The organism is Microbulbifer marinus, assembly GCF_900107725.1.
Taxonomy (GTDB): Bacteria; Pseudomonadota; Gammaproteobacteria; order Pseudomonadales; family Cellvibrionaceae; genus Microbulbifer; species Microbulbifer marinus.
In genome coordinates, this window is the sequence record NZ_FNQO01000001.1 from 1,093,126 (window position 1) to 1,115,776 (window position 22,651).

Below are 22,651 nucleotides of genomic sequence, written 5' to 3' on the forward strand. Positions count from 1 at the left end.
CTTCCGAGGGAGTGGCTGCCTGCGCAGGCGTTTATTCTGTGGTGTTCAAGACACTGGCAATAGGACATAAGTTCCGGGTCAAATCGACGTAGTTCAAGGAGGCGCTATACTACGCGACCCCTAAACATAAATGAAATGTATGACTGCACAGGCTACCCTCAACTCAAAACAGTACGACGTACTGGTGATCGGCAGCGGCGCCGCAGGCCTTACCCTGGCCCTGCACCTGGCGGCGCGCTACCGCGTGGCCCTGCTGTCCAAACAGCGGCTGCAGGACGGCTCCACCTGGTTCGCCCAGGGCGGTATCGCCGCGGTACTCGACGAAATGGACTCGGCGGATTCCCACATTGCTGACACATTAGACGCGGGCGCCGGCCTCTGCCACCCGGACGCGGTACGCTTTACCGTGGAAAACAGCACCGCAGCCATCCAATGGCTGATCGATCAGGGCGTGGACTTCACCCGCGAACAGGGCGAATACCACTTGACCAAAGAAGGCGGTCACAGTCACCGGCGCATCATCCACAGCGCCGATGCCACCGGCCGCGCCGTGCACAGCACCCTGATCGAAAAAGTGCGCGCGACCGACAATATCGACTGTTTCGAGCACCATGTCGCACTGGATTTGATTCGCCAGCCGGATCCCAGCAAGGGGCGCTTCCGCTGTGCCGGGGCCTATATCTACAACAAGAATACCGAGGAAGTGGAACTCTTCCAGGCCAGGGCCGTGGTCCTCGCCACCGGCGGCGCCAGCAAGGCCTACCTCTACACCAGCAACCCGGATGGGGCCAGCGGCGACGGTATCGCCATGGCCTGGCGTGCCGGCTGCCGGGTCGCCAATATGGAGTTCAATCAATTCCATCCGACCTGCCTCTACCATCCCAAAGCCAAGGCATCGCTGGTCACCGAGGCACTGCGCGGCGAGGGAGCGCGGCTGAAGCTGCCGGACGGCAGCCGCTTTATGCACCGCTTCGACAAGCGCGGCGAGCTGGCGCCGCGGGATATAGTGGCGCGCGCGATTGACCATGAGATGAAGCGTCTCGGCGCAGACTGTCTGTACCTGGATATTTCCCACAAGGACTCGCAGTTCGTGCGCGAGCACTTCCCCACGGTCTACAACAACTGTCTGCAGTACGGCATCGATATCACCAGGGAACCCATCCCGGTGGTGCCCGCCGCGCACTATACCTGTGGCGGCGTGATGGTGGATCAGTTCGGCCGCACCGACCTGGACCAGCTGTACGCGATTGGCGAAACCACCTTTACTGGCCTGCACGGCGCCAATCGCCTGGCCAGCAACTCACTGCTGGAATGTCTGGTCTATGCCCGCTCGGCGGCCCTGCACCTGGACGAAATGCTGGAAGAAGTGCAGCCACCGCGCCCGGCGCCGGCCTGGGATGCTTCCCGGGTAACCGACTCCGACGAGGACGTAGTGATCTCGCACAACTGGGACGAGCTGCGCCGGTTTATGTGGGACTACGTGGGTATCGTGCGCACCCGCAAGCGCCTGCTGCGAGCCGAACACCGCGTCAGGCTGTTACAGCAGGAGATCCGCGAGTTCTACGCCAACTACAAGATCACCAGCGACCTGATCGAACTGCGCAACCTGGCACTGGTATCGGAACTGATCATCCGCTCGGCGCTCGACCGGAGGGAGAGCCGTGGCCTGCACTACTCGCTCGACTATCCCAACCTGCGCGAGCTGGCGATGGACACCATCCTGGTGCCGGAAAATTTTGCCGACCAGCAACAGTTTGTCTGATGCACGGCGGGCAAATGCCCGCCGTTAGCGCGAGAAACGCAATGCCACTTGCAGGCGGCGCCAGTCATCCCGGCTCATGCAGTCACGTGCCAGCACCAGGCGCAGTCGCCGTCCCTGCAGGTCACGCCCGTTGATCACCAGCAGCCACTGCCATAACACCAGTTCACCGTGGAAAGTAAACTCCCGCGGTTCACCACCTGACGGCAGCCAGAACCAGCGGCGTTCGCGGGTGCTGAGGTGGCCCTGCATCAGCTGCAGGCGCCGCCATTCAACAGCAGCATAAAGCAACACCAGCAGCGCCGCCGGCAGCATCAGAGATAGCACCAGCTGGCACCACCACAGCAGCGACAGCGTCTGCACAACGACCAGGCTGAGAAGGATAAATAGAAGGCGGGAGGGCGCCACGGCACAATCCAGCCGGGCGCTGCGTTCAAAATACTGCGGGGAGGGGCTATTCCTGGAGGCCGGTATTGTCACGGATGATCTGCACTATACGCAGCAACTCAGGATCCGCGGGATCCTCGCGGCGCATGAACCAGGCGAACAGATCCTGATCCTGCTCGTCGAGCAATTTGATGTAGCGCTGCTTGTCGGCCTCATCCAGCGTCTCATAGACGTTGTCCAGAAACGGCAGCAGTACCAGGTCCAGTTCCAGCATGCCGCGGCGGCTGGCCCAAAACAGACGATTGCGATCCATACTTCTTTCCCAATTGCCCAACGCCGGCAGATCGCCGACGGCGGCACTCTGATGCCGCTCGTGATAAAGAGCCGCAGTATACCCCTGTCCCGGACAAAGTTGAAAAGCCCGGCAACCTTGAAAAGACCGCCGCAAACCCCAAATAATCCACCCAAGACAACTCCTAGGTAGCAGGACTATGGATCAGCAGCAGTGGCAGGATTTTCTCACCGGCGCAGGCGCTATCTGGGAGGAGGACAAAGCGCATTTTCCGGAAACCGAAGCCGACCTGCACCTGATTGACCTGAGTCCGATCGGAGCCATCTCGATCGATGGCCCGGACAGCCAGAAGTTCCTGCAGGGTCAGCTCACCTGCGACCTGGTCAACCTGCCCGACAACCACAGCACCCTCGGCGCCCACTGCAACCCGAAGGGGCGCATGATCAGCGCCTTCAGCGCTCTGAAGCTGTCGCACAGTAATTTTATTTTCCGCCTGCCCCGCGATCTTGCCGGTACCGCCCGCGAGGCACTGGCCAAGTATGCGGTTTTCTTCAAAACCGAACTGAAGGATATGAGCGGCGCCAATACCGGGGAAAAGCATCGCTGGCTGGGCCTGCAGGGCAAAGGCGCAGCACAGCGTGCCGCCGATCTGCTGGGGCTTGAACCCCTGAGCGCCGGCGAGGTATGCACCTTTGACTGCAACGGCGCCACTGCCATAGCCCAGGCCCTGAACGCAGATCAGATTGCCCTGCTGGTCCCGGCAGCAAAGGCCAAAGATCTCTGGCAACAGCTGGCCACGGCCACCGAAGCCGCCAGTTACGACCGCTGGCAGCAGCTGCAGATAGAGGCGGGCATTCCCCAGTTGCACGCGGCGACCAGCGAGCTGTTTATTCCGCAGATGGCCAACCTGCACCTGCTGGGCGGCGTCAGTTTCAAGAAGGGCTGCTATACCGGACAGGAAGTGGTCGCGCGCATGCAATACCGCGGTGCCTCCAAGCGGCGCCTGTACCGCGCCCGATGCAGCGCGGGGGAAATCCCCACACCGGGACTGGAGATTTACGCCGACGGCGAATCGAGTATCGGCAACCTGGTGGAGGCCTGTCGCAGTGAGGAAGGCATTGAATTGCTCGCGGTGCTGACCATCACCAAGGTCGCCGCCGGCGAACAGCTGCGCCTGGCGGATGGCCGCGTACTGGAAATCCAGGAATTGCCCTACGACGCGGACGCAGATCCGCTGGCTTAAACCTAAAGTGGAGTGAGCACCGGCAAGCGACTCTGTGGCCCCTTCACCCGCTTAGCTGGACTCCGTCAGACTTCCACAGCGACCCGCTGCAGTTCCGAGGCCGCCGGCAATGCCCAATTGATCGGCGGCTGGCCGTGCTGCTGCAACCACTGATTGGCCTGCGAAAAAGGCCGGGTGCCGAAAAAACCCCGGTGTGCGGACAGCGGCGATGGATGTGGCGCGCGCAACACCAAATGTTTATTGCGATCGATAAAACCGCCCTTCTTCTGCGCGTAACTACCCCACAGAATGAACACCAGCCCCTCGCGCTGCTCCGCCAGTTTGTGAATCGCCGCATCGGTAAACTGCTCCCAGCCGCGCCCCTGGTGAGCGCCGGCCCTGCTGTCCTCCACCGTGAGCGTCGCATTCAATAGCAGCACGCCCTGCTCCGCCCAGGGCTGCAGGCAGCCGTGGTGCGCCGGCGGTATGCCCAGGTCCGAGTGCAGTTCCTTGTAGATATTCTGCAGCGACGGCGGAATGCGCACACCGGGCAACACGGAGAAACACAGGCCATGCGCCTGACCCGCACCGTGGTAGGGATCCTGGCCGAGGATAACGACTTTGACCTGGTCGAAAGGCGTCGAGTTGAAGGCGTTGAAAATCTGCCCGCCCGGAGGGTAAATCCGCTTGCCGGCCTGTTTTTCCGCCTGCAGAAATCCGCGCAGCTCCGCCATATAGGGCTTGTGGAATTCACCTTCGAGGACCTGGTACCAGGAGGGGTGGATTTTTATATTGTCGGGGTTCTGCATTCCAAGTGTCCTGTAGGCACTAATCCTTGAGAATCTTCTTTACCTGCTTTCGCAACTCGGGCACCACCTCTTGTTCGAACCAGGGCCGCTGGCGCAGCCATAGCGTATTGCGCGGGCTCGGATGGGGCAGCGGAAAGTAGCCCGCCGGCAGCGCATCGCGATAGTGGCGCACGTTTTCGGTGATACTGCCATACCAATGCGGCAGATAATGGCGCTGGGCATATTGTCCCACCAGCAGAGTGAGTTGCAAATTTGGCAACAGCGCGAGCAGCCGCCGGTGCCAGGTGGCGGCGCACTCGGGGCGCGGCGGCAAATCACCGCCTTTGCCGCGACCGGGGTAGCAGAAGCCCATGGGCACAATGGCGATACGCGATTGGTCGTAAAAGGTTTCCCGGTCCACCCGTAGCCAGCTACGCAGCCGGTCACCGGAAGGATCATTCCAGGGAATACCGGTGGCGTGCACCCTGGTGCCCGGAGCCTGGCCGATGATGAGCAGACGCGCGGACTCAGCCGCACGCACAACCGGGTTGGGCCCCAGTGGCAGGAATTCTTCGCACAGGCGGCAGGAACGTATTTCTTCGAGCAGCGTCGGCAGTCGGTCGGCAGTCAAACCTCAACCTCTAACAGTGATCACGGCAGTGACTTTTCACTGCCCGAATTACCTTCGGGAAAGGCCAACTGCAACAGCAGTGCGCGCCGGTCATCGGGAGCGGCTGCGCGACCAACGTTATTGTTGTCCAGTACCACGTAGATACCGCTCGCATCTACCGCCAGGCCCTCCGCCTTGCCATAGCGGGTCTCGCTGTAGACATACTGCGGAGCCTCTTCAATACTCCGGTACTCGATACACCATTCGGCCTGCAGACTTTCGATGGAGCGTTTGCAGACCGCAAAAGCATTGCGTTCCAGTGTGAACATCGCGCCGTCGTAGTAAGCGAGGCCGGTGAGATCTTCCGAGCGCCCGCGAAAATCCAGTGCCGTGACCGGAGGCAGGTCCAGCAACTGCGGCGCCGCACCTTCTGCAAGGTAGACCAGGCCGCGACGATCGCGCTCCAGCGCCACCCAGTAATCACCACCGACTTTCAGCAGCCCCTCGCTGGCACCGTTGAATTGCTGCATGTAGCCACGCTTGCGCGCGGCCGCCGACCATTGCCACGGCAACCACACAGCGTCCTCGGGATTCTCAAGTGGCACACGCACGATGCGGTGATGGCGCTCACTGACGAGGAACAGCGCATCGTCAGAACAGCTTATGCCCTCAAAGTCGGCCGCGGCACCCGCCTGTAAAGTATTGAGTATTTTGGCCTTGAGGCCGTCGGCAGGCTGATCGGGGACTTGCAGTGCGTCAAACCGCAGCCAGGGTACCAGGCCCGCCGAGCCCTCCGTGCGGCGCACGGCGTAGACGATCGCGGAATTCTTGTCTGAAACCGCCAGCAATTCGCCGCTGCAAAACGCCAGACCGGATATATCCAGTCCAGCGCTGCCATCCAGCCAATGGCTGGCGAGCAGCTGCGCCGGGCTGACAGTCGCAGCTGCCGCCAGTGGAGACAGCTGCATACCTATAAGGGCGAAAATACGTTTTCCGAGCAAGGGGATTCGGATTAATCGCGGAAGTTGTTGAACTGCAGCGGTTGCTCCAGCTCCTTACCTTTCAGCATGGCAATAACCTGCTGCAGGTCATCGCGTTTCTTGCCGGTAACCCGCACCTGGTCGCCCTGAATCGCAGCCTGCACTTTCAGTTTTTCATCTTTGATGATCTTGACGATCTTTTTTGCCAGCTCTTTGTCCAGACCGTTTTTCATCGTGATCGCGACTTTGACCTGCTTGCCGGACTGTTCCTTGTCACCGACCTCCATGGCCAGCGGATCGATACTGCACTTGATCAGCGATGCCCGCAGCATATCCACCATCTGATCCACCTGAATGTCCGCCTCGGCGCGCGCCACCAGGGAAAACTCGTTCATTTCCACTTCGGCATCGACGCCTTTGAAATCAAAGCGGTTGGCCACTGTGCGGTTCACCTGGTCCACGGCATTGTTCAGCTGGTGCTTGTCTACTTCGGACACTATGTCAAAGGAAGGCATTGAATTCTCCGTTCTTATTTCCAGCGGTTTTTCATTTTAAAACTTCGGGAATGATTTCCACGTTGCGATCATCGCTGCTGAGCCAGATATGGCCGTCCTGAATGGTCGCATTCAGGTCCATATTGCGCTCGGCCATGGCGGCCAATTGTTCGGTCGCATCTGCCGATAGGGAATAGACGCGCAGATTGTCGAAACGCGCCAGCGCGCTCTCCTGCTTCTGCCACCATACCGGCGCCGTGCGGCGCCCATAACTGTACACCAATACCTGCTTGGCGCGGTTGCTGGCCTTGCGCAACCGCTCTTCGGTCGGCAGGCCCACCTCGATCCACAGATCGATCTCGCCACTGAGGCTCATCTGCCACAGATCCGCCTCCTCGTCGGAGGAGATGCCGCGGGTAAATTCCAGGCTGTCGGACGCGTTGTGGGCAAAAGCCAACAGCCGCACCATCATGCGCTCATCCGTTTCGGAGGGATGACGTGCCAGTGTCAGCTGGTGCTCGCCATAGTAGTCCCGATCCATATCGGCGATCTGCACGCCGGCTTTGAAGATAGTTGCCTTTAACGCCATTTCGGCTCCAAGTTTGCGCCGGCTCCGGCATGGGAGGGACGGCGGACTATTCTAGGGAGGTTTACTGGAAACACTTTTGGAATCCCAGAGGTATCCCGCATGAATGTTGTATTCACGGATGGCCGCCGACTCTGGGCCGGCGCCCTGCTCTGCCTGCTGGTATTCGGTCTCAGCGGCTGCGGTATCAACAATATCCCCACTTATGACGAACAGGTCAAAGCCGCCTGGGCGCAGGTGGAAAACCAGTATCAGCGCCGCGCCGACCTGATTCCCAACCTGGTGAAAACCGTCAAGGCCTACGCGGCCCACGAGCGGGAGACGCTACAGGCCGTTACCGAGGCACGCGCCAAGGTCAGCTCCATGCAGGTGGACGAGAACCTGCTCAACGACCCGGCCAAACTGCAGCAATTCGAAGCCGCCCAGGCCCAGCTGTCCAGCGCCCTCGCCCGCCTGATGGTCGTGGTCGAGAGGTACCCGAACCTGAAGGCGGATCAGAACTTCCTCGCCCTGCAGTCGCAACTGGAGGGTACCGAAAACCGCATCGGCGTCGCGCGGCGGGATTATATACAGGCGGTGGAGCGCTACAACCGCGAGATCCGCACTTTCCCCGGGCGCATCTGGCACATGGTCCTGTACAGCGATATGCCGTTGCGCGAAACCTTCCAGGCCACCAGTGAGGATGCAGAGAAGGCTCCGGAAGTCGACTTCCAGTAAGCGCCCCGAAAGAGCCTTTTTCCAATAATGAATTTTCATCGGCTAGTTACGCTCTCCGTCGCCATCACCGCGCTGCTCTGCGCGCTGGGGGTATTGGCCGACGTGCGCTTTCCGCCGCTGTCCGGACGCGTGGTAGACAGAGCCAACCTGCTGCAACCGGAAACTGAGTTCCGCCTGACAGAAATAATGCAACAACACGAAAAGGAGACCAGCAATCAGCTGGTTGTCGTCACGCTGCCCGACCTGCAGGGCCTGACCATCGAAGAGTACGGCTATCAACTGGGACGTCACTGGAAGATTGGCCAGAAAGGCAAAGACAACGGCGTGCTGCTGATTGTCGCGCCGAGTGAGCGCGAGGTGCGCATCGAGGTGGGCTACGGTCTGGAAGGGGCGCTGACGGACGCGCTGTCAGCCAACATCATCCATACCAAGATACTGCCGAAATTCAGAACCGGCGATTTCGACGGCGGCGTCAGCGCCGGGGTGCAATCCATCATCGCGGCGATCAAGAACGAATATGTCGCCGAACCCACCGAGGACGGAGGCGACCGCCGCACGGCGCTGTTGATCGGCCTGTTCCTGCTGCTGGTGATGCTGCAACTGTTCGGCGCCTCGGTACTCGGCTCCCCCAGCGGCAGCCGCGGCTATCGTCGCGGTCGCTACGGCGGCTATTACGGGGCCGGCGGTTTCGGCGGCGGCTTTGGTGGCGGTGGACTTGGCGGCGGCTTCGGTGGCGGGGGCGGCGGCTTTGGCGGCGGAGGCGCATCGGGCGGATGGTAATGCTCACCAGCGAGTATCGGCGCCGGGTCGCCGATACGATCAAGGAAGTGGAGGCGCGCACCGACGCCGAGTTGGTCACGGTACTCGCGCGCACGGCCGACAATTACCTGTATATCTCCACGCTGTGGGCGGCCTTTCTCGCCCTGCTGCTGGCGCCGCTGCTGCAGTTTTTGCCCTGGTGGCTGGAGTACCAACAGGCATTTACGCTGCAGTGGATTCTGTTTATCGCCCTGGCGGTGCTGTTTCGCTGGCGGCCACTGACCATGCGGCTGGTCCCCAAGAAAGTGAAATACTGGCGCGCATCCAACCTGGCGCGACGGCAATTTCTGCAGCAGGAGCTACACAGCACCCAGGGGCGCCTGGGACTGCTGATCTTTGTCGCCGAGGCGGAACACTATGTGGAAATACTGGCGGACCGCGGGCTGGCGGAACATATCAGCAACGACAACTGGCAGGAGATCGTTGAGAACTTTATCCACGAGATCAAGCGCGGCAAAACCGGTGAGGCTTTTTTGCACTGTATCGAAAAGTGCGGCGAGCTGTTGCAGGAGGCCGCCCCGGCCAGTGCGATCAAGAACGAACTACCGAACCACCTGATTATTCTGGATTGAGGTATGCAAAAGAGAAAAACCGCAATAATCGCAGGCTCAACGCTGTTGCTGATATTCGTGGCCTATGCGGTCAGCGGCGCTTTTTGGCAAAGTGACTCCGTTGACGGCAAACAGGCGGCGCGATCACAGCTCTCGCGCCTGTTCTCTAACGATAACGGCAATCTTGAAGACCGGATCCGCAAACTGGAGACATCGCTGGAGGATGCCAACCAGATCCAGTCCCAGCTGCTGGAAGTGGTTGAGGAGTTGCGCGCGCGGCTGGAGCGCTACGCCCCCACACAGTCTGCAGAAGATATTCGCACTGCGGCGCTGACCTCCTCGCCAGAGCGGCATGGCACCGAACACGCGGATCGCCCGTCACGCAGGGACCGCTACAGCGGGCACCGCGACCATCAGCTGCAGCGATTGATCGATGCCGGCATCAACCCGGATCGAGCGGAATTTATCCTCGACAAGCAGGAGCGCTTCCAGTACGAGCACATGCAGCTGTCTTATCAGTACCGCCATGTAAAGGACAAGTCCTCCGCCGAGGCCGAACGCCTGCGCCGGCAGCTCGACCGGTACAGCCACCCGCGCAAGTATTTCGAACACGAACTGGGCGAGCAGGAATTCGAACTCTATTTAGAGGCTAACGGCGGCCGCCAGGAAATGCGCATCGACAGGGTCGTCAGCGATACGCCGGCATCCGGGGCGGGCCTGCAAGCGGGAGACAAAATCATTTCCTATAACGGCGAACGGGTATTCCATATGGGGGATCTGCGCACGCAGGTCTACAAGGTCGCACCGGGCAAGACTGTCGCCATCGAAGTGCAACGGGAGGGGAGTTCGAGCAGGGAGGTGATTTACGTACCCAGCGGCCCACTGGGTATCCAGGGATAACTGTCTGCGCATGCTGCAGAGACGGCCCACGGCCGCCTCCACAGATCTTCGCAACCGACACTTACTCTGCGGATGTCTCCGGACGCATATGCGGGAACAGCAGCACATCGCGGATTGACGGGGAGTTGGTGAACAGCATCACCAGTCGGTCGATACCGATGCCCTCACCGGCGGTCGGCGGCAGGCCGTATTCCAGCGCGCGGATATAGTCGGCGTCGTAGTGCATCGCCTCGTCATCACCGGCATCCTTCTCCGCCACCTGGGCCTTGAAGCGCTCGGCCTGGTCTTCCGCATCGTTCAGCTCCGAGAAGCCGTTGGCGATCTCGCGGCCGCCGACGAAGAATTCGAAACGATCGGTGACGAACGGGTTGTCATCATTGCGGCGCGCCAGCGGTGACACCTCGGTCGGGTACTCGGTGATAAAGGTCGGCTGGTCCAGGCGGTGCTCGACGGTCTTCTCGAAAATCTCGATCTGTACCTTGCCCAGGCCCCAGCTGTCCTTCAGCGGAATACCGAGCTTGTCGGCAACGGCGCGGGCGCTTTCCAGGTTGTCGATATCGGCGTGGCTCAGGCTCGGGTTGTGGCGCAGGATGGAGTCGAATACCGACAGGCGCGCAAACGGCTTGGCGAAGTCGTAGCTGCTGCCCTGGTACTCCACGGTAGTGCTGCCCAGCACATCCTCACAGATACCGCGCAGCATTTCCTCGGTCAGATCCATCAGGTCGTTGTAGTCGGCGTAGGCCTGGTAGAACTCCAGCATCGTGAACTCGGGGTTGTGACGCGTGGACAGCCCCTCGTTACGGAAATTGCGGTTGATTTCATACACGCGCTCGAAGCCACCGACCACCAGGCGCTTCAGGTAGAGTTCCGGCGCGATGCGCAGGTACATATCGATATCCAGCGCATTGTGATGCGTGATAAACGGCCGCGCGGTGGCGCCGCCGGGGATCACCTGCAGCATCGGCGTTTCCACTTCCATGAAGCGGTGACCGTTGAGGAACTGGCGGATGTACTCGATGATCTGCGAGCGCAGGCGGAATACGTCGCGGGATTCCGGCGTGGCGATCAGATCGACGTAGCGCTGGCGATAGCGCAGCTCCTGGTCGGCGATACCGTGGAATTTCTCCGGCAGCGGACGCAGCGCCTTGGTCAGCAGCGTGTATTCCTCGCAGTTCACGTACAGGTCGCCCTTGCCGGACTTATGCAGCTGGCCGCGCACGCCGACGATGTCGCCGATATCCCAGGCGCCGTGACGCTCCTTGATATCCTTCTGCGCCGCCTTGTCCGCATACAGCTGGATGCGGTCGGACACATCCTGAATAACCATGAACGGACCGCGCTTGGCCAGGATACGCCCCGCCACACAAGCGGTCTTGCCCAGTGCTTCCAGCTCCTCCTTGGATTTCTCGCCGAATTCCGCCTGCAGGTCGGCAGCGAGGTTTTCGCGGCGAAAACTGTTCGGGAAGGCATTGCCCTTCTCGCGCAGCGCGGACAGTTTGGCGCGGCGCTCGGCAATGAGTTTGTTTTCGTCTTGCTGGATTTGCGTATCAGTCATGATGATTCGTCGGTTGCAGTTTCAGATGGTTGTTCCCCTCTCCCGCAGGGAAGAGGGGCTGGGGAGGAGGCTCGCTCCCGGCTTACAGCCCGGCTTTCAGGCTCGCTTCGATAAACTGGTCCAGGTCGCCGTCGAGTACCGCCTGGCAGTTGCTGGTCTGCACGCCGGTGCGCAGATCCTTGATGCGCTGGTCGTCGAGCACGTAGGAACGGATCTGGCTACCCCAGCCGATATCCGACTTGCTCTCCTCCATCGCCTGTTTCTCCGCGTTGCGCTTGAGCATCTCCTGCTCGTACAGCCTGGCGCGCAGCATCTTCCAGGCCTTGTCGCGGTTCTGGTGCTGGGAGCGCTCGCTCTGGCAGGCCACCACGATACCGGATTCGATATGGGTCAGGCGCACAGCCGAGTCGGTCTTGTTCACGTGCTGGCCGCCGGCACCGGAGGCGCGGTAGGTGTCCTCGCGCACCTGCGACTTGTCCACCTCGATCTCGATGTTGTCATCGATTTCCGGCGATACGAAGACCGAGGAGAAGGAAGTGTGGCGGCGGTTACCGGAATCGAACGGGGACTTGCGCACCAGGCGGTGCACGCCGGTTTCGGTACGCAGCCAGCCAAAGGCGTGGTCTCCCTGAAAGTGGATAGTGGCGCTCTTGATACCGGCCACTTCCCCGGCGGAGGCCTCCTCCAGGGTGGTCTTGAAGCCGTGGGCCTCACCCCAGCGCAGATACATTCGCAGCAGTATCTCGGCCCAATCCTGCGCCTCGGTGCCGCCGGAACCGGCCTGGATATCCAGATAGGCGTTGTTCGCATCGGTCTCGCCGGAGAACATGCGGCGGAATTCCAGTACACCCAGCTGCTGCTGCAGGTTATCGATTTCGGCGGCAACCTCGGTGACGGAATCCTCGTCGCCCTCTTCCACCGCCATTTCCAGCAGCTCGCGGCAGTCGGAGATACCGGAATCCAGGTTCTCGATGGTGGTGACTACGGTTTCCAGGGAGGAGCGCTCACGACCCAGCTCCTGGGCGCGGTTAGGGTCGTCCCAGACGCTCGGCTCGGCCAGCTCCAGCTCGACCTCGGTCAGGCGCTCTTTCTTGCTGGCGTAGTCAAAGATACCCCCTAAGAACGTCGGTGCGCTCTTCGAGGTCTTTCAGTTGATTGAGAAGGGGATTGATTTCCATGAACTCTCGGATTCCGGACATAAGATAAAGCGGCGCGCATTCTACCGCAGCGCACCGTGGGGGTTCCAGTGGCCTTCCAGACCCAGGTAGGCTCCGCAGCGAGGTCCGGGCGGCCCTGCTAGCGGGATCCGCTTTCGGGACACGCCGTGAATACATCCCTGTAGGCTTGTCTGCGAGATCCTTCTCGCAGACAGTCCCGAAAGCGAATCCCGCTAGCAGACCCTTAGCATGAGGTTGCTGAGCGTTACTCGCCTTTGCAAAGCAAATTGAAATGAACACCGAGTCTCTATGCTAAGGAGCTGATGCCGGAGCCTGTTTGTGGGACCTTCCGCGGCCATGGATGGCCGCGGAGAGCGTACAGGGACGTATTCACAGCGTGTCCCACAAACAGGCTCCGGTAGCAGCGCCGCCAAGGGCCTGTGCCGCCCCCTCACTGGAGAGAAGAAGGACGGGAATTCAGGCGCCAAACCCGTTCATCAGCAGTCCGGCGACGACAATCTGCGGCAACGTCAGCAGTGGCAGCGCCAGGGCCAGGCGCCAGGAACCTGTAGTGTCCTTGATCGACATCAGCTCGGTGTAGTCTGTGGAAACCCCGGCCATCAGGAAGGCGAAGGCGTTGCCGGGCGCCGCCGCCCGGCTGAAGATATCCGCGGCCAGCGGCGTGGCGCCCTCCGAGCAGACTTCCAGGATTGTCGCCGCCACCAGGGTTGCCCCCAAGCCCAGCAGCGACGGGCCGAACCACTGCTGGAACACCGCCGGATCCACGAACGCGCGCACCAGCACCGCCAGCACTATGCCCACCAGCAGCCAGCGCACCACCATCTGTGAACCGCGGATGCCCTCCCACAGCAGGCCGCCGATACTGGTCGGCGTCAACTCGGCGCGATTCCACAGCTCGCGCACCTCGGTGCGCCAGTCGTAATCCTCCGGCAGCTCCACCCGGTTGGGGTTGGCCGGCAGCCTGCCCCGCTCCACCATGCGGTCGGCCAGATAGCCGGCGATCAGCGCGATCACCGCGGAGCAGAGGATAAACAGCAACGTCCACCAGAGGCCGATCAGCGCGATCAGGATCACCGTCAGCGACAGCGAGTTCCACGGGCTGGCGACCAGGAAGGCCATCACCTGTCCCAGGCTGGCGCCGCGCTTGTACAGCTGCATGCCCACCATCAGGATGCCGTGGGAGCAGAGATCGAAGAAAAGCCCCGCCAGGGTGGCGCGAAACAGGCCGCGCTTGCTGCCGCCACGCCCCAGCACCTCGATGACCAGCTCTTGCGGAATGCGCCCGAGCAGGCCGACAAACAGCGCCCCGGCCACTACACCCCACCACATCGTATGCACCAGTTCCACCACGCCGGTGGACATGTGGTGCAGCCACTCCGGCATGGCCGACAGGTCTACAGCCCAATAACTGAGGTAGAGAACCGCTACCAGTGACAGGCTGATCCATAACAGCCAGTCGATTCGGCCGTGGGGTTCGTCGGCACAGCAGGCCGAGGTGTGCGATTCCACCACCACCGCATCCCGCGGTGGCTGGGGCCCACAGCATTTGTCAGTCACGCTGACCTCCCGACAGGTTGTCCAGAATCGCGCACTCCGGCGACTCGTCGCCGGCACAGCTATCCGCGAGACCGCGCAGGCTGGTGCGCATCTCGCGTAGATTGCGCAGCTGCTCTTCTACACGCCTGAGTTTTTCCTCCACCAACCGCTTGGCATCGTGACTTCGACGCCCCGGGTCGCGGTGCAACTCCAGCAGATCGCGCACCTCGTCGATAGAAAAGCCGGTAGCTCGGGCGCGCTGGATAAAGCGCAGTGTCTCCAGGTCCCGCTCGCTGTAGTCGCGGTAACCGTTATCGGCACGCCCCGGCGCGAGCAAATCAATGGATTCGTAGTAGCGCAGCGCCTTCGCGGTCAGGCCCGACCGCTGCGCCGCCTGGGAAATATTCATCACACCTCCCGCAGTGCAGTGTCTTATTACGGTGCAGGAGGCTAAAGGTTACCGCGAGAGGAAGGTCAATTGTTATTTTTCGGGCAGTCGCCCTTCTCGTATTTAATTTGGTCGGCCGGATCGAAGCCGAGTTCCAGCGCGGCATCCAGCGAGCCCTCTTCAATCAGGTGCAGCAGAATATCTCCGGTGGGACCGCCACAGACGGCGGCATACATCCGGTCGGTGCGGCTGCCGCAACTGGATTCCTGCACAACCACGCCATTGTCGGTCAGATTGGCACCGCTCTCTTCCAGCGACATGCCACCGCCCTCGCACTGGCGACTGCCGCGGGCGCGGAAAACCCAGATCAGCTCGTCCGGCTGGACCGCCGGTTCTTCGGGCGCAGCCGACTCTTCCGCAGCCGTGACAGTTTCGTTTTCCGGAGCTTTTTCCTCCGCCCGCTCGCCGCAGGCGCTCAGCCCGGTAACAGCGGCCAGCGCCAACAGTAGAGATGTATTCCGGTTCACTTCTGCTTCCTCCGTAAAGCCAGTTAACTGAACCCCAGAGTATGCCCGATGCTGGTCGACACGCCACGCCGGCCGTATCTGTATCGCGGCTGCGGGTTCGTTGGATACAGCGTAGCGCCTTCAGAAGATACTCGCCCTGAGAGGAAGATCAGTCTTGTTTGTTCGGGCACTTAACGGTTTGATATCTAATCTGCTCCGCCGGGCCATATCCAGCTGCCAGGGCCGCATCCAGCGAATTACCCCTGATCAGGTGCAGCAATATATCCCCTGTAGGCTCGCCGCAACCGGAGACAAAAACGAGGTCGGTACGCAGACCACAGTGGGACTGGTGCGCGACCACGCCACTATCTTTGAGTTTGGCACGGCTGTCATCCAGCGACATATCTTCGCCTATACACTGCTTGACGCGGCGGTGCCGGAATACCCAGATCAGCGGCTCCTGATCGGCTGTCTCCTCCGCTTGGGCCGCAGGCGCTTCCGCTTGGGCCGCAGGCGCTTCCGCCTGGGCCGCAGGCGCCTCCGCCTGGCCGGCCGGCTCTTCGGATTGCTCCGCCGACTGTTGCGCGGCAGCGTAAGTCGCCTTTTCCGCTTTGTTTTCCGCGGGCAGCCCAAAGACCCCGACGGACAACGTGAGACCCAACACCAACAGAAGTAACAGTGTGCGCTTCATTTCTAGCTTCCTCCGTGAAGCTTGTCATCTGCCCGGTCAGCCAAACGCCAGCCAGGCGCCCACCAGCAACATCAGCGTGCCGGCAATGCGGTTGATCAGGCGCACATTCTCACCGCGCTCCAACAACCGGCTGAGCGTGCGTCCGCCGCCTGCGTAAATCAGCATACACAGGGTTTCCAATAGCAGAATGATAGCAATGAGCACCGCCAGCTGCGGTGCCAGCGGGTAACTGTCGTTGATAAAGGGCGGCAGCAGCGCGATAAAAAACGCCCAGCCTTTCGGGTTGGCCACCGCGGTGACGAATCCCTGTGCCGCCAGCGACTGCCGCGAGGGCATCGCGGTACTGCCATCGCGATCCTCCGGCGCGACCATCACCATGCGCCCGCGTGCGCGCCACATCTGAACGCCCAGCCAGGCCAGGTAGGTACCGCCGCAGTACTTGAATACCTGAAAGGCGGTCGGATATTGCAGCATCAGCGCAGCGATACCCAGTACCGCTGCTACCGCCACCAGCGCCACGCCGAGCAGTTCGCCGGCCATCATCCACAGGGTGCGGCGCACGCCGAGGGTCATTCCCAGGGTCAGCGCCAGGGTCATACACATACCCGGCGTCAGCGACACGAAGAAAAATGTGGGCACGAAAAGCGCCAGCACGGACAGATCGATAATCCCCATCAGTGATGCGTTCCCGTATGGTTGCCGTAATGGCTCACCAGCATGCCCGCCAGCATCAGGCCACAACCGAGCAGTTCGCGACCACTCAACACTTCATTCAGGAACAGCCAGCCCGCCGCTAGTGCAAACACCGCCTCCAGACTCATGATCACGGTCGCGTGCGAGGGTGCAGCGTGACGTTGCGCCAGCAGTTGGAAGGTGAAGGCGATGGCCGTGGAGAAAATCATCATGTAGGCGATGGGCCAGGCCGCGTTAACTGCAGACTGCAGGCTTGGCTGTTCAACCATCAGCGAGGCCACGCCGGACAGCAGGCCACAGACGAGAAACTGCACGCAAGCCAGCCGCAGTGCATCGTAGCGTCGCACCAGGTGATCCGCGGACAGCACCTGCACGGCAAACACGAAGGCACTGGCAAACACCAACAGGTCCCCTACCAGCTGTGACTCCTCACTGAAATCGGCGAGCTCGTAGAGCCCCGCCAGCGCCAGGCCGATCCCCGCCCAGGTCCAGCGATTGGTTTTGTGGCCGAGAGACAGGCCGATCACCGGTACCAGCAACAGGTAAAAACCAGTGATAAAACCGGCGCGGCCGGCGGTGGTGTACAGCAGGCTCACCTGCTGCAGGGCCGCCCCCAGAAACAGCCAGAAACCCAGAATCGCGCCGCCAGGCAGGCAGGCGCGCCAGCCGTGCGCGACGCTTGCCCCACCCTCTTCACCGGGCTGTATCTCTTCGGCGAGCTGCGGTGCGCGGCGGGAAGAGAGCCAGTAGACAATCGGGATCAACAGCAGTCCGCCGAGGAAAAACCGCCAGGCGTTAAACGCCAGTGGCTCGATATGCTCCATGGCGATTTTTTGCGGCACAAAGGCCACGCCCCAGAACAGGGCCGCCAGCAACAGCAGAATTTCCGCCTGAGCTTGTTTGCGTTTCATTCAGTCACATCTCAAAAACGGTAATAAGGTAATTTCTACTTCGAATGCACAAAGGGAGGCTCTGCCGCCGGTGACCATCCGGCAAGCGATTGCCGATGAGGCTGCTTGCCGGGTGGTCACCGGCGGCAGAGCCGATTCAGAACTAATTACTTCGGTCGCCCCGACACCGCCCCACTACAAGGGCTCCAGATAATTCACCAGCAGCTGCAGCGATTCGCGGCCGCGGAATTCATTGATGTCGAGCTTATAGGCCAGACGTACCCGATCCGCCGGCTGCGGCCATTGATCGGTATCGACATTGAACGCGATCGCGTCCAGTGCCAGCTGTGGGTTTTGGCTCGGGGCCACGACCATCTTCAGGTGGCGCTCGCCGACAATGCGCTGCTGCAGCAGCAGAAACTCACCGTCGAACAGCGGCTCCGGAAACGCCTGGCCCCAGGGCGCACAGGCGCGCAGTGTGGCCGCGGTGTGCAGTGTGAATTCCGTCGGTTCGAGTTCGCCGTCGGAATCGATCACTGCCTGCAGTTGCTGCTCACTCAGCCGGCTGCGCACCGCCGCTTCGAACGCATCGGTAAAAGCGGCCAGGTTTTCCGCCGGCAGGCTGAGGCCGGCGGCCATCGCGTGGCCGCCGAACTTGGTGATCAGGTCCGGCTGCGCGGCCGCCACATCACTGAGGGCATCGCGGATATGCAGCCCTGCAATCGAGCGCGCCGAGCCCTTGATCAGGCCGTTGTCGCCGTCGGCAAAGGCGATGACCGGGCGGTGGAATTTTTCCTTGATCCGGCTGGCGAGAATACCGACCACGCCCTGGTGCCAGTTCTCGTCGTAGAGGCACAGGCTCCAGGGAATCTCGCCGTCGAGTTGCAGCTTCTCCAGCGCGGCCATGGCCTCGCGCTGCATGCCCTGCTCTATCGCCTTGCGGTCGCGGTTCAGCGCGTCCAGCTCAGCCGCCAGTTCGCGGGCCTCGCTCGGATCGCGCGTCAGCAGGCAGCGGATGCCGGTACCGATATCGTCCAGGCGCCCGGCGGCGTTGATGCGCGGTCCGAGAATAAAACCGATGTCCGTCGTCGACAGCTTGCGCTGATCGCGACCGGCAACCTCGAGCAGTGCACTGATGCCCGGCCGGCAGCGGCCGGCGCGGATACGGGCGATACCCTGCTGCACCAGGATGCGGTTGTTGTGGTCAAGCGGCACTAGGTCCGCGACCGTGCCCAAAGCCACCAGATCCAGGTACTCGGCCATATTCACCGGCGCTATACCGCTGTCGGCAAACCAGCCACTGTCTTCCAGAGCACTGCGCAGGCGGCTCAGCAAGTAGAAGATCACCCCCACCCCGGCGAGATTCTTGCTGGGGAAATCGCAGCCGGGCTGGTTGGGGTTAACGATCGCGTCGGCATCCGGCAGCTCGGCTCCCGGTAGGTGGTGATCGGTGACGATCACCGTCATTCCGGCAGCCTTGGCCGCGGCCACGCCGTCGATGCTGCTGATGCCGTTGTCCACGGTGATCAGCACGTCGGGGCTGAAATCCTTCGCCACCTCGACGATCTCCGGCGTCAGGCCGTAGCCAAAGTCGAAGCGGTTGGGGACCAAAAACTCTACCCCGGGAGCGCCCATGGCACCCAACGCCAACACCGCCAGCGTGCTGCTGGTGGCGCCGTCGGCGTCGAAGTCGCCGACGATCAGGATCTTCTGCTGGGCGCGCACGGCACTCACCAGCAGCTCCACCGCTCGCTCCAGGCCCCGCATGGTTTGGGGTGCGTGCAGTTTTGCCAGGCGGTGATCCAGCTCGGCCTCACTGGTAACGCCGCGGCCGAGCAGCACGCGCTGCAGGATTTTCGGTGTGTCAGATGCAAAACGGCCAGTGGAATAATCCACTGGCCGTCGCTGAATTCTTGTCGTCATTCTCGCTCAGCTATTTTTAGGTATCGAGTGCCGTCGCCATAAACTCATGTACCTGCGACAGGTCGTTGGGCAGGACCTTCATGCGCTCCGCGCGCTCGAACAGGTCCTGCATGTGCGCCGGCAGGGGAATTTTCTCCAGGGGCAGCGCGCGGGCTACCGCGTCGGGGAATTTTGCCGGATGGGCGGTGGAGAGGCAAACCATTGGCTGTTCCGCGGATTTACGCACTCTTCGCGCGGCCTCGACGCCGATGGCGGTGTGGGGGTCCAGCAGGTACTCGCTGGACTCGAACACCTCGCGGATCACCTCTACCGTACGCGCATCATCCACCCGACAGGAGGAGAAGACTTCACGCGCCCTGGACAGCACGCTCGGATCCAGGTGCATCGGCGCACTGCGATCCGCCAGCAGCTCCGCTACCGCCGAACCGTTGCGATCGTACAGGTCGAACAGCAGGCGCTCGAAGTTACTCGATACCATGATGTCCATGCTCGGCGACAGGCTGTGCACCAGCGGTCGCGGCGAGTGATCGTTGTCGCTGATACAGCGGTGCAGGATATCGTTGGCATTGGTGGCGATCACCAGTTGATCGATGGGCAGACCCATCTGCCGTGCCAGGTAGCCGGCGAAGATATCGCCGAAGTTGCCGGTGGGCACGGAGAAGTTCACCGTTTTCTCCGGCGCACCCAGCCTTAGCGCGGCGTAGAAGTAATACACGATCTGCGCCATGATGCGCGCCCAGTTGATCGAGTTGACCGCCACCAGGCGGCGGCCGTCGGGCAGAAACGATTGGTCGGCGAAGCTCGCCTTGACCATGTTCTGGCAATCGTCGAAGTTGCCCTCTAGGGCGATATTGAACACATTGTCCGACATCACCGTGGTCATCTGGCGGCGCTGCACCTCGGACACCCGGTTGTGCGGGTGCAGAATGAAGATATCGATATTGTCGCAGTGGCGGCAGCCCTCAATGGCGGCAGAGCCGGTATCACCGGACGTCGCCCCCATCACCACGACCCGCTCGCCGCGCTTTTTCAGCAGATGGTCGAACAGCTGGCCGAGGAACTGCAGGGCAAAATCCTTGAACGCCAGTGTCGGGCCGTGAAACAGCTCGAGTATCCACTCGTTGGTGCCTGTCTGCACCAGCGGCGCGATGGCGCGGTGGCGGAAAGTCTCGTAAGAACGCTCGATGATATCGCGCAGCTCTTCGTCGCTCAGGTCGTCACCGACAAACGGCTGAATAATACGGAAGGCCAGTTCCCGATAATCGAGCCCGGCCATAGCCGCGATCTCCGCGCGGGAAAAAGTCGGCAGGGACTCCGGTACATAGAGACCGCCGTCACTGGCGAGGCCGGTGAGCACGGTATCGGCAAAGGAAAGTGACGGCGCGCGGCCGCGGGTACTGATGAATTTCACGGTTTTCTTACTAACAGTTAAATAATTTCGATGCAGGAACAGCCGGACGCGAGGATCAGCCTTGGACGCCTGGCTCAGGGCCAGGCCCTGCCGCCGGGGGCCATCCGGCAAACGATTGCCGATCAGGCTGTTTGCCGGATGGCCACCGGCGGCAGGGCCGATTCAGAACTTCTTCTTTCGATCGCTCTTTCCGGAAACGGGAAGTTACCCCAGCGTCTCCACACGGATACGCACCACCTCGCCCTCGACGGTATCCAGCGCCTCTATCTGCGTCACCGCCTCGCGCAGGCGCGCCTCTTTGGCGCGACTGGTCAGAATGACCACCGGCACCAGCGCCTCGCCTTCGGCCGGTTCGTGCTGAATCAGGGCCTCGATGCTGATGCCCTCGTCACTGCAGATTTTCGCCACCTGGGACATAACGCCTGGCTTGTCGTGCGCGGAGATGCGCAGGTAATAGCTGGTCACCACTTCATCCATCGGCAGCACCTGCGGACCGGCCTGGCTGCCCTCGGCCACACCGGCAGCGGGCACACGCTGGTCCGGCTTCGCCTCGAGGGTGCGCGCCACATCGACAATATCGGCGATCACCGCCGAGGCGGTGGCCTCGGCACCGGCGCCAGCACCGTAGTAGAGCGTCGGCCCCACGGCATCGCCATTGACCAGCACCGCGTTCATAACGCCGTTCACGTTGGCGATCAGGCGGCGCTGCGGGATCAGGGTCGGATGTACGCGCAGCTCGACGCCGTGCTCGGTGCGCCGCGCAATGCCCAGATGCTTGATGCGGTAACCGAGCTCGTCCGCATAGCGGATGTCCTCACTGGAAACGCGGCTGATGCCCTCGGTGTATACCTTGTCGAATGCCAGTGGCATCGCAAAAGCCAGCGAGGCCATGATCACCAGCTTGTGGGCCGCGTCTATGCCCTCGACATCGAAAGTGGGATCCGCTTCCGCATAGCCCAGCTCCTGGGCCTGGGCGAGCGCCTCGGCAAAGCTGCGCCCTTTTTCGCGCATTTCGGTAAGGATGTAGTTGCCGGTCCCGTTGATGATGCCGGCAAGCCACTGGATGCGGTTGCCCACCAGTCCCTCACGCAGGGACTTGATGATCGGGATACCGCCGGCCACGGCGGCCTCGTAGGCGATGGTCACGCCCTTTTCGGCGGCTGCGGCAAACAGCTCGTTGCCGTGCTCCGCAATCAGCGCTTTATTGGCGGTGACGATATGCTTGCCGTTATTGATGGCGGCCAGTACCAATTCACGGGCCACAGTGGTGCCGCCGATCAGTTCTACCAGGATGTCCACGTCCGGGTTGTTGGCGACATCGAAGATTTCACGGGTGCTGTCGAGCTTGCTGGTGTCACAGGCTGGATTATCACGGCGCGCGCCTATCTGCACGATTTCCACCGGGCGGCCACAGCGCGCCGCTATCTCCTCGCCGTTGCGCGCCATCACGTTTACCGTACCGCTGCCGACGGTACCCAGGCCACAGATACCAATGCGCACCGCGCGCCGCGTGTTGTCGGCCGGGAGACGGGTTTCCAGTTCGGTGGTTTGTTCGACGGATGCGCTCACAACTTCCCTCCGCGCAAAAAGATCCTGAACAGTGTAGCGGCGGGGATTCGGCGCGACGGCGAAAGCCCCGGCGCCGGACAGGTGCCAGGCAACAGCGCAATAAGTGGTACAGAAAATGACAAAAGGACGACAACCTTACTGATTTATAGGGGAAAATGTCAATAAAATTGCGCGCAAGTGGTGCCGTCGCGCGCGTCTGCCAACGG

General features: G+C 61.6%; 24 protein-coding genes. 6 read left to right on the top strand and 18 right to left on the bottom strand.

Annotated elements, in window-relative coordinates; genetic code table 11:
• The first annotated feature begins 130 nt into the window (after nt 1-130).
• The gene (nadB, locus tag BLW36_RS04720; RefSeq protein ID WP_091385650.1) at nt 131-1,762 is read left to right on the top strand and encodes an L-aspartate oxidase; all 1,632 of its coding nucleotides are present in this window, start codon (nt 131-133) and stop codon (nt 1,760-1,762) included.
• A gap of 24 nt (nt 1,763-1,786) precedes the next feature.
• Here nadB and BLW36_RS04725 read toward each other — a convergent pair whose 3' ends face one another.
• Both BLW36_RS04725 and BLW36_RS04730 read right to left on the bottom strand, forming a co-directional pair.
• A complete protein-coding gene (locus tag BLW36_RS04725; RefSeq protein WP_342027471.1) occupies nt 1,787-2,239 on the bottom strand; it encodes a protein YgfX in 453 nt (150 codons plus the stop codon).
• Nucleotides 2,214-2,459 (bottom strand): FAD assembly factor SdhE, encoded by a 246-nt coding sequence (locus tag BLW36_RS04730; RefSeq protein WP_091385653.1) that lies wholly within the window; start codon nt 2,457-2,459, stop codon nt 2,214-2,216. Before BLW36_RS04730 ends, BLW36_RS04725 begins: the two co-directional genes overlap by 26 nt.
• A 178-nt stretch (nt 2,460-2,637) precedes the next feature.
• On the opposite strand from BLW36_RS04730, the gene ygfZ reads away from it, so the two are divergent.
• Nucleotides 2,638-3,681, top strand: a complete 1,044-nt coding sequence (gene ygfZ, locus BLW36_RS04735; protein WP_091385655.1) for a CAF17-like 4Fe-4S cluster assembly/insertion protein YgfZ — start codon at nt 2,638-2,640, stop codon at nt 3,679-3,681.
• A gap of 65 nt (nt 3,682-3,746) precedes the next feature.
• Here ygfZ and ung read toward each other — a convergent pair whose 3' ends face one another.
• Genes ung through BLW36_RS04760 form a run of 5 tightly spaced genes read right to left on the bottom strand, consistent with a single transcriptional unit; the run spans nt 3,747 to nt 7,121 of the window.
• Nucleotides 3,747-4,469 (bottom strand): uracil-DNA glycosylase, encoded by a 723-nt coding sequence (gene ung / locus BLW36_RS04740; RefSeq protein WP_091385657.1) that lies wholly within the window; start codon nt 4,467-4,469, stop codon nt 3,747-3,749.
• 19 nt (nt 4,470-4,488) lie between these two features.
• Nucleotides 4,489-5,079 carry a uracil-DNA glycosylase family protein gene (locus tag BLW36_RS04745; RefSeq protein ID WP_244506131.1) on the bottom strand — a complete coding sequence of 197 codons (591 nt, stop codon included), beginning with the start codon at nt 5,077-5,079 and terminating at the stop codon, nt 4,489-4,491.
• 20 nt (nt 5,080-5,099) lie between these two features.
• On the bottom strand, nt 5,100-6,026 hold the full coding sequence (locus BLW36_RS04750) for an esterase-like activity of phytase family protein (protein ID WP_091385659.1): 927 nt from the start codon (nt 6,024-6,026) through the stop codon (nt 5,100-5,102).
• A gap of 44 nt (nt 6,027-6,070) precedes the next feature.
• Nucleotides 6,071-6,553: a YajQ family cyclic di-GMP-binding protein gene (locus BLW36_RS04755; protein ID WP_091385660.1), complete on the bottom strand. Its 483-nt coding sequence runs from the start codon at nt 6,551-6,553 to the stop codon at nt 6,071-6,073.
• 31 nt (nt 6,554-6,584) lie between these two features.
• Nucleotides 6,585-7,121, bottom strand: a complete 537-nt coding sequence (locus tag BLW36_RS04760; protein ID WP_091385661.1) for a YaeQ family protein — start codon at nt 7,119-7,121, stop codon at nt 6,585-6,587.
• A gap of 99 nt (nt 7,122-7,220) precedes the next feature.
• Here BLW36_RS04760 and BLW36_RS04765 point away from each other — a divergent pair, with 99 nt between their 5' ends.
• Genes BLW36_RS04765 through BLW36_RS04780 form a run of 4 tightly spaced genes read left to right on the top strand, consistent with a single transcriptional unit; the run spans nt 7,221 to nt 10,105 of the window.
• A complete protein-coding gene (locus BLW36_RS04765; RefSeq protein ID WP_091385663.1) occupies nt 7,221-7,835 on the top strand; it encodes a LemA family protein in 615 nt (204 codons plus the stop codon).
• Nucleotides 7,836-7,862: 27 nt separating this feature from the next.
• Entirely contained in the window at nt 7,863-8,615 is a 753-nt protein-coding gene (locus tag BLW36_RS04770; RefSeq protein ID WP_091385665.1) for a TPM domain-containing protein, read from the top strand.
• Nucleotides 8,615-9,226 (top strand): TPM domain-containing protein, encoded by a 612-nt coding sequence (locus tag BLW36_RS04775; protein ID WP_244506132.1) that lies wholly within the window; start codon nt 8,615-8,617, stop codon nt 9,224-9,226. Before BLW36_RS04770 ends, BLW36_RS04775 begins: the two co-directional genes overlap by 1 nt.
• 3 nt (nt 9,227-9,229) lie before the next feature.
• On the top strand, nt 9,230-10,105 hold the full coding sequence (locus BLW36_RS04780; RefSeq protein WP_091385669.1) for a PDZ domain-containing protein: 876 nt from the start codon (nt 9,230-9,232) through the stop codon (nt 10,103-10,105).
• A 61-nt stretch (nt 10,106-10,166) separates the two neighbouring features.
• Here BLW36_RS04780 and lysS read toward each other — a convergent pair whose 3' ends face one another.
• The 11 genes from lysS to BLW36_RS04835 form a co-directional block, all read right to left on the bottom strand.
• A complete protein-coding gene (gene lysS / locus BLW36_RS04785; protein ID WP_091385672.1) occupies nt 10,167-11,660 on the bottom strand; it encodes a lysine--tRNA ligase in 1,494 nt (497 codons plus the stop codon).
• An 82-nt stretch (nt 11,661-11,742) separates the two neighbouring features.
• Nucleotides 11,743-12,838 (bottom strand): peptide chain release factor 2 gene (gene prfB, locus BLW36_RS04790; RefSeq protein WP_139304817.1). Its coding sequence is split into 2 segments (ribosomal slippage): nt 11,743-12,765 and nt 12,767-12,838, totalling 1,095 coding nucleotides; the frame shifts between segments, so codons are not numbered across the junction.
• 456 nt (nt 12,839-13,294) lie between these two features.
• Entirely contained in the window at nt 13,295-14,395 is a 1,101-nt protein-coding gene (locus BLW36_RS04795) for a permease (RefSeq protein WP_244506133.1), read from the bottom strand.
• On the bottom strand, nt 14,388-14,783 hold the full coding sequence (locus BLW36_RS04800) for a MerR family transcriptional regulator (protein WP_091385676.1): 396 nt from the start codon (nt 14,781-14,783) through the stop codon (nt 14,388-14,390). Before BLW36_RS04800 ends, BLW36_RS04795 begins: the two co-directional genes overlap by 8 nt.
• A 65-nt stretch (nt 14,784-14,848) precedes the next feature.
• Complete coding sequence (locus BLW36_RS04805) at nt 14,849-15,289, bottom strand: hypothetical protein (RefSeq protein ID WP_139304818.1); 441 nt, start codon at nt 15,287-15,289, stop codon at nt 14,849-14,851.
• Between the two features lie 148 nt (nt 15,290-15,437).
• On the bottom strand, nt 15,438-15,959 hold the full coding sequence (locus BLW36_RS04810; RefSeq protein WP_091385680.1) for a hypothetical protein: 522 nt from the start codon (nt 15,957-15,959) through the stop codon (nt 15,438-15,440).
• A 36-nt stretch (nt 15,960-15,995) separates the two neighbouring features.
• Entirely contained in the window at nt 15,996-16,634 is a 639-nt protein-coding gene (locus BLW36_RS04815; RefSeq protein ID WP_244506134.1) for a LysE family translocator, read from the bottom strand.
• Entirely contained in the window at nt 16,634-17,563 is a 930-nt protein-coding gene (locus BLW36_RS04820) for a DMT family transporter (RefSeq protein WP_091385682.1), read from the bottom strand. The genes BLW36_RS04815 and BLW36_RS04820 overlap by 1 nt, the downstream gene beginning before the upstream one ends.
• A 174-nt stretch (nt 17,564-17,737) precedes the next feature.
• Complete coding sequence (recJ, locus tag BLW36_RS04825; protein ID WP_091385684.1) at nt 17,738-19,465, bottom strand: single-stranded-DNA-specific exonuclease RecJ; 1,728 nt, start codon at nt 19,463-19,465, stop codon at nt 17,738-17,740.
• 16 nt (nt 19,466-19,481) lie between these two features.
• Entirely contained in the window at nt 19,482-20,876 is a 1,395-nt protein-coding gene (gene thrC / locus BLW36_RS04830; protein ID WP_091385686.1) for a threonine synthase, read from the bottom strand.
• Between the two features lie 204 nt (nt 20,877-21,080).
• Entirely contained in the window at nt 21,081-22,415 is a 1,335-nt protein-coding gene (locus BLW36_RS04835) for a homoserine dehydrogenase (RefSeq protein ID WP_244506182.1), read from the bottom strand.
• Nucleotides 22,416-22,651: the final 236 nt, after the last annotated feature.